Here is a 7,099-nt window from a genome sequence, read left to right on the forward strand (position 1 = left end):
TTGATTAAGGGATGGTTCCTTAAACTAACTTATTTAATATCAATTAACTTGATTCCAAACAAGTTTGCCAAGGTTTCCATTTGGTCCATCGTCAGGTTCATTGACAGAACGGTGTGGTGTCCACCACCATTACGCATCCAGCCAGTAGCACCCTTCTTCAGGCCGCACTTTGGCGTCCACATTTGCTTGGCAACTGGCAGATTTGGCATTTCCTTTTCTGGCTTTGCGCAGTCAACATCGTAGGCAATGAACTTGTAACCATCGTCGAAGTAGGAAAGGGTAATGTCAATCCCTTCACCTTCAGAACCGGTGAATACCAACCGTGCTGGATCAGCCTTGTCACCGATGTCTAGTGGGTGAACTTCAACCCGTGGCTTATCGGAAGCAAGGGTTGGGTCAACTTCCAACATGTGGGAGCCCATGATTGCTTGGTGACCCTTCCGCAGGTCAAGGGTGTAGTCTTCCATGAAGGCCGTTTGCTTGTTTTCAGCAATGATCTTCAGCAGACGGGACAGACCGGCTGACTTGAAGTCCCCTTCAGCACCGAAGCCGTAACCATCAATCATTAACAGTTGAACGGCTAAGCCAGGCAGTTGTTCCAACCCTTCAAGGTCTTGGAAGTTCGTAGTAAATGCGTCGTAACCCTTTTCGTCCAGGAAGTGCTTGATTCCCAAGTATTCACGAAGTTGGTAACGAACGGAGTGAACATACTTGTCATGGTCGTTGTCGCCTTCAACCATGTCGTAGTTTTCTTCCAGCCGCTTGTATTCTTTGTCAATGTCTTCTTCCTTAACTGCATTAACAGCCGCAACCAATTCTGGTACTGGCCAGTAATCAACAGTCCAGCCTAGCTTAATTTGGGCAGCAACCTTGTCACCTTCAGTAACGGCAACGTCACGCATGGTGTCACCGAAACGAGCGATCTTGATGTGGAAGCTTTCGTTGTAACCAACGGCAACCTTTTCCCAGTCGGCAATTTCTTCTTGAACTTCAGGGTCATTCCACCAACCATAAACGATCTTTTCTGGAACACCCATCCGCGCATTGATGTAGTCGTATTCACGGTCACCGTGAGCACTTTGGTTCAGGTTCATGTAATCAAAGTCAATTGTGTCAAATGGGATGTGGTCCAGCATTTGAGTAGCCAGGTGCAGGAGTGGCTTTTGCAGCAGTTCCGTCCCCCGGATCCAGTTCTTAGCTGGGGAGAAAGTGTGCATCCAGGTAATGACCCCGGCAACGTTGTCGTTGTAGTTAACTTCCTTCATGAACTTCGTGATGCTGTCAGCAGTGGTGGCTACTAACTTGAAGACGACCTTGTAAGGCAGCTTGCCACTGGCGTTTAAGCCATCAACTAACTTGCGGGCATCCTTTTCAACTTGTTGCAGTGCTTCTGGGCCGTACAGCGGCTGACTACCAACGGCGAACCAAAATTCATAATCAGGCTTTTTTAACATGATTGAATAATCTCCTTTTCCTTAAATGAAGTTGCGGTAACTTTGTATTAGTTATCGCTAAATCGCTTACATTTTTATTATATAGAATTCATCCGTATAAATCAATACAACTAGCGTAAATATTCGAATAAATTTAACAAAAAAGGCTGTTTTCCTTCTCGCTCTAAGGAAACAGCCTTTTTTACTCGCTAAGCATTCTTCTTAGCGGCAGTCATCTTACGCATTGAAGCTTCAATCTCTTCAAGCGACTTCCCACGAGTTTCGAGGAAGAACTTGTTGGTAAAGATGATACAAATAACACAGATAACACCGTAAATAATGAAGGTATTAGCAATGTCGAAGGCAGCTAACATTGATGGGAACGTCAAGGAAACTACCATATCGGCTAACCAGTTCGTAGCGGAGCAAAGTGATGTCCCTAAACCACGAATGTTCAGTGGGAAGACTTCACCGATGTAAACCCAGGTAATTGGGGCCCAAGTACATGCGTAAAAGGCAATGTAGACAGTTAAGGCAATCGCACTTACGTAGGCGGCAGCTTGTGATCCACTGTCCATCTTCAGGATAGCGGCCATAACGAACAGTGACAGACCCATGCCGGCAGCACCGATTGTCAGCATATTCTTCCGGTCAACGTGGTCCATCAAAAGCATTGCGACAACGGTAACAATAACGTTAACAATCCCAATCCCGATGTGGGCAAGTAGAGCAGCGGAAACACCCCAACCAACTTTAGTAAAGATCGTTGGTGCGTAGAAAATAACTGAGTTAGAACCAATAATTTGTTGGAAGATAGCGGCACCTAAACCGGTAACCAGAGCTGGCCGAACATCGGCACCGAATAATTCCTTCCAACCACCTTGCTTTTGGTTGGCGGAAACTTGAATTTCGTCCAGGGCGGTGTTAACAGCTTGTTCATCACCCTTGTTAGTGTTCATCAAAACGGCCCGTGCTTGCTCAACCTTACCGATCTTAACTAAGAAACGAGGACTTTCTGGCAGCAGCAGGGCACCGAAGAAAAGAATAATAGCTGGTAATGCGGCGAACCCTAACATCCAACGCCAACCGGTGTACATGCTTTGGAAGGTGTAGTTCAGGATGTAGGCAAGTAAAATACCAATCATGACCATCAACTGGAACATGGTAGCAACGGCACCGTGCATCCGCTTTGGTGCTAGTTCGTGCAGGTAGGCTGGAATCAATGCGGAAGTAATACCAACACCAATCCCCAAGATAACCCGGGTAACTAACAGGGTCCAGTATTCAGGAGCAAAACCAGAACCCAAGGCACCAATTGTAAAGATAATTGCGGCCCAAATTAACAACTTACGACGACCATACTTATCAAGGAACTTACTAGTACCCAGGGCACCAAGGATCGCACCAATCAAAACGGATGAAACGACCATCCCTTGTTCCCAAGAGTTAAGGCTTAATTGCTTCTGGATAAACAGGATGGCACCAGAAACGGACGCGATATCATATCCGAACAGTAAACCACCAAGTGCACCAAAAGTATAGATAAAACCGTTTGAAATCTTCTTCAACTTTGTTCACTCCTATACTTTGTAAAAATAACAACCTCAGAATCCTAATCACATGCGATTCGTAATTACATATCAAGCGCTTACAACGTAAGTATAAGATATTTGTCAGGACAAGTCAATAAAACGGTTACAATTTTATTCCTAAAATTGCGTATAAATTATTTATAGTCCGGATAAATGCTGTCCTGCCGGCCTTTGTTTCCCTGATTAATTTCTCCCAAATTTACAGATAAGTCCAAAAAGGTCCACGTACTTACTGCAATAATGCAGAAATACGTGGACCTGATGTTGTTATTCGTCCGGATATATATTAGTTTGTAATCTTCTTCACTGACTGACGGTGGATGATCTCGGGATGGTAAATGATCGGCTTGACTTTCTCTCCCTTGATCAGTTTTAAAATCATCTGTCCAGCATCGACCCCCATCTTATTCTTAGGGTGAACCGCGGTTGTAAGTCCCGGCATTACATAGTCGCTCAGGAGGTAGTCATCAAAGCCAATGATACTGACGTCCTCGGGTATTGCCATCCCCAGTGAGCGAATAACGTCCATCACCTGGATTGCCAGCTCATCGTTATAGCAGGCAATTGCGGTGGGTCGGTCATCAGACCGCATGTACTGGGCAATCTTATCAAAGATCTGGGCCACGTCATCCGTTGACTGGTACATGATCACGTTACTAAGAAGGGTGAAGTCAGGATGGGCCGTATAGGCATCCAAAAAGCCCTGCATCCGGCCAACCCCCTGCATATCGTCAATCTTAAAGACACCCAAAATCCGTTGGTGACCATTGTCAAAAAGGCTATTAACTAACTTCATCTCGGTTGCCCGGTCATCGATGTCGATGTAGGGTAACGAAGAATTATCATAGTGGGCATTGATAAAGATTGCTGGAATGTGAGAGTCCTCAATTTGTTGGTAGAGGTCCTGATTGGGGTTAGGCCGGGCACTTTGGGTTGGTTCCAAGATTAGCCCATCAACCTTGCTATTAAGCATTCTTTGTAGGCTAACTCGCTCCTGCTGTTGGTCGTTGTGGGTGTTGCTTAACAGGACCGAATAACCATGACTCGAGATTACTCGGTCAATCCCACTAATAATGCTCGGGAAAATGTAGTCCGCTAAATGAGTGGTCACGACCCCAATGACTTTGCGATTCACTGGCTTATCCGGTGTCGCCTGCCAGTCGTCGACGTACATTCCCCCACCTTGGATCCGGTAAATGTAGTGTTCGTTCTCTAGTTCACCCATCGCCCGCCGGATGGTGTAGCGGCTGACATTATACTCCGCCATCAAGGCTGATTCTGTCGGCAGTTGGGTACCCTTTTCGTAGTGCCCTGAATTAATTTTCTGTCGAATTTTCTCCTTTACGGTCTCATACTTGGTTGCCATTCTGTCCCCTCCCTGTTATGCGACTATTATACAGTAATCAGCAAAAAAAGCGCGCCCCAAACAAACTACGGACAACCATTGGTCTAATAATTGTCGGCAGTTAACCGTCCGGGGCGCATTAGCTTTTTAATTTAAATTAGTTTTCGCGTTTGGCATGGTCTTTACTGTGGGCGTTATTTTGGCCATAGTAAGCATTCTTCCCGTGCTTCCGGTAATAGTGCTTATCCAACAGGTATTGTGGCAGGTGGTTATCTGCCCGGGTCAATTGCAAAGTGTGGTAGTCTTCCTCGGCAACGACTTCCAGAACCTTAGCATTGTAAACCGCCTTGTCCGGAGTTGGTCCCCAGGCAAATGGACCGTGCTGCATAACGAGGGCTGCTGGGGTTGCTTCATAGTCTAAACCCCGCTCCTTAAAGCTGCGGACAATTACCTTCCCGGTGTTGCCTTCGTAGTCTTCTTCAATTTCTTCCTTGGTCAGGGCATCGGCAGCCGGCACATCGGTGTAGAAGGTGTCGGCATGGGTGGTGTTCATGGCCGGAATATCCATGTGGGCAGCGGCAAAGGAAACGGCCCATGGGGAGTGGGTGTGGACAATTCCACCAATCTTTGGGAAGTGGTTGTACAGGTAGGTATGAGTTGGGGTGTCACTGGACGGGTTCAGGTCCCCTTCAACGACCTCGCCCTTGAGGTTAACAACTACCATATCTGCCGGCTTCATTTCTTCATATGGAACACCAGATGGCTTGATGACAAAGAGTCCCTTATCGCGGTCAATTCCGGAGACATTCCCCCAAGTAAAGGTAACCAGGCCTAACTTAGGCAGTTTCATGTTGGCGTCGTATACTTCCTTCTTTAATTCTTCGAGCATTATTCTTCTCCTTTTAGTTTAATTTCATGTTCTTACCGGCTTCGATTTCGGCTGGCAATGCTTCCTTGTAGTTATCGATAAACTTCTCATAGCCTTGAACACTCTCTGGCTCTGGGAAGAGGGTTGAGCTTTCGGCGTCAACAAAGACCTCGTCGTCTAGGTAGTCAGCCAAGTTCTTACCCTTAGTATCACTGGCGTAGAGGGCCAGGACGGCCATCCCCCATGGACCACCTTCACCGGCATTACTCATTAAGGTAATCGGCGTATTCAAGGCATCGGCGAGGGCTTGTTGAGCAACGACTGGTGTCTTGAAGAGGCCACCTTGGGCAATCAGCACGTCGGTCCGGATGTGTTCTTCCCGCAGAAGGATATCCATCCCAATCTTCAGTTGGGCAAAGGCGGAGTAGAGTTGAACCTTAAAGATGTTGGCCAGGGTGAAGTGACTGTCCGGCTTGCGAACCATCATTGGCCGCCCGTCCTGAACCTTCGTAATGTTTTCACCGGAAAGGTAGCTAAAGTTAACCAGGCCACCAGCGTCCTGGTCCCCCTGTAAGGAGGAGTCAAAGAGCTTCTCGTATAGTTCGTTCGGTGACAGGTTGATTCCCAGAACCTTAGCGAACTGGTTGAAGACGCTGGCCCAAGCATTGATATCGGAGGAGCAGTTGTTGGTGTGAACCATTGCTACCGGTGCACCGTCGGGCGTCGTAACCATGTCGATGTCGCGGTGAACCTTATTTAGTTTTTGGTCAAGAACCACCATCGAAAAGGCAGACGTTCCGGCAGAAATATTCCCGGTCCGCTTTCGTACGGCGTTGGTAGCAACCATCCCTGTCCCGGCATCACCTTCCGATGGGGCAATCAAAGAACCCGCTTGCAGCTGGGAACTAGGGTCCAACAGCTTGGCACCCTCGGCAGTTAATTTACCAGCTGGGTGACCAGCCAGCAGAACCTCTGGCAGGATGTCCTTGATGTCCCAGTCAAACTTGGCCACTTCCGGCAGGCCAGCAAACTGTTCAAGCATCTTCTCATCATAGGTCTTCGTCTCCTCATCGATTGGGAACATCCCGGAGGCGTCGCCAATCCCGGTGTTCTTGTTTCCGGATAACTTCCAGGAAACGTAGCCGTCTAAAGTCGTGATGAAGTCGATGTCCTTAACGTGGTCTTCCTTGTTAAGAATTGCTTGGTAAAGGTGGGCCACACTCCACCGTTCCGGAATGTTGAAGTCAAACAGTTCCGTCAGCTTTTCAGCGGCCTCACCAGTAATGTTGTTCCGCCAGGTCCGGAATGGTACTAACAAATTACCGTCCTTATCGAAGGGCATGTAACCGTGCATCATCGCACTGATCCCGATCGAACCAATTTTGGTCAGGCGGACACCATACTGTTCGTTGACACTGGCCGCCATGTTAGCGTAACTGGTCTGGATTCCCTTCCATACCTTCTCAAGTGGGTAGGTCCAGATATTGTTCCGGAGTTCGTTTTCCCAAACAAAGTCTCCAGAAGCAACGACCTGGTAGTCGTCCGTTACCAAGACCGCCTTAATCCGCGTCGAGCCGAGCTCAATACCGAGCGCAGTGTTGGCGCTTTCAATTTTTGCTTTAATTTTGCTTTTATCCACAGGAATTGCCTCCCCCTACAAATTTATTGAACAACTTCATTGTAAAATATTTATACGTATAAATCAAATAAGCTTGTTACGAATAAGCATAATAAATATTACGTGAATTTCACAAATACCGCAATTCATCGGCAGATAATTAAATATTTATCATTATAAATTTGACCAATCGAGTAGGAGGTAATTGATTAGTTCAATTACCGACCTCTCACACCACCGTAC

At 47.1% G+C, this 7,099-nt stretch carries 5 protein-coding genes; all 5 read right to left on the reverse strand.

Translation table 11 applies throughout. From position 1 onward, the window contains the following. Nucleotides 1–29 precede the first annotated feature (29 nt). Nucleotides 30–1,454: an L-arabinose isomerase gene (gene araA / locus FD32_RS05575; RefSeq protein WP_047769816.1), complete on the reverse strand. Its 1,425-nt coding sequence runs from the start codon at nucleotides 1,452–1,454 to the stop codon at nucleotides 30–32. A 188-nt stretch (nucleotides 1,455–1,642) separates the two neighbouring features. Further along, nucleotides 1,643–3,001, reverse strand: coding sequence for a sugar porter family MFS transporter (locus tag FD32_RS05580; protein WP_047769818.1), 1,359 nt, complete (start codon nucleotides 2,999–3,001; stop codon nucleotides 1,643–1,645). A 310-nt stretch (nucleotides 3,002–3,311) separates the two neighbouring features. Continuing rightward, the gene (locus tag FD32_RS05585) at nucleotides 3,312–4,391 is read right to left on the reverse strand and encodes a GntR family transcriptional regulator (protein WP_047769820.1); all 1,080 of its coding nucleotides are present in this window, start codon (nucleotides 4,389–4,391) and stop codon (nucleotides 3,312–3,314) included. 136 nt (nucleotides 4,392–4,527) lie between these two features. Beyond that, a complete protein-coding gene (locus tag FD32_RS05590; protein ID WP_047769822.1) occupies nucleotides 4,528–5,259 on the reverse strand; it encodes an L-ribulose-5-phosphate 4-epimerase in 732 nt (243 codons plus the stop codon). A 13-nt stretch (nucleotides 5,260–5,272) separates the two neighbouring features. After that, complete coding sequence (locus tag FD32_RS05595; protein WP_047769824.1) at nucleotides 5,273–6,877, reverse strand: xylulokinase; 1,605 nt, start codon at nucleotides 6,875–6,877, stop codon at nucleotides 5,273–5,275. Nucleotides 6,878–7,099: the final 222 nt, after the last annotated feature.

This window comes from Limosilactobacillus panis DSM 6035, from assembly GCF_001435935.1.
Taxonomy (GTDB): Bacteria; Bacillota; Bacilli; order Lactobacillales; family Lactobacillaceae; genus Limosilactobacillus; species Limosilactobacillus panis.

Bases quoted from the DNA above. Each gene is read 5' to 3' on its own strand.
- araA (WP_047769816.1), bottom strand. From the start codon at position 1,454: ATGTTAAAAAAGCCTGATTATGAATTTTGGTTCGCCGTTGGTAGTCAG.
- FD32_RS05585 (WP_047769820.1), bottom strand. From the start codon at position 4,391: ATGGCAACCAAGTATGAGACCGTAAAGGAGAAAATTCGACAGAAAATT.
- FD32_RS05590 (WP_047769822.1), bottom strand. From the start codon at position 5,259: ATGCTCGAAGAATTAAAGAAGGAAGTATACGACGCCAACATGAAACTG.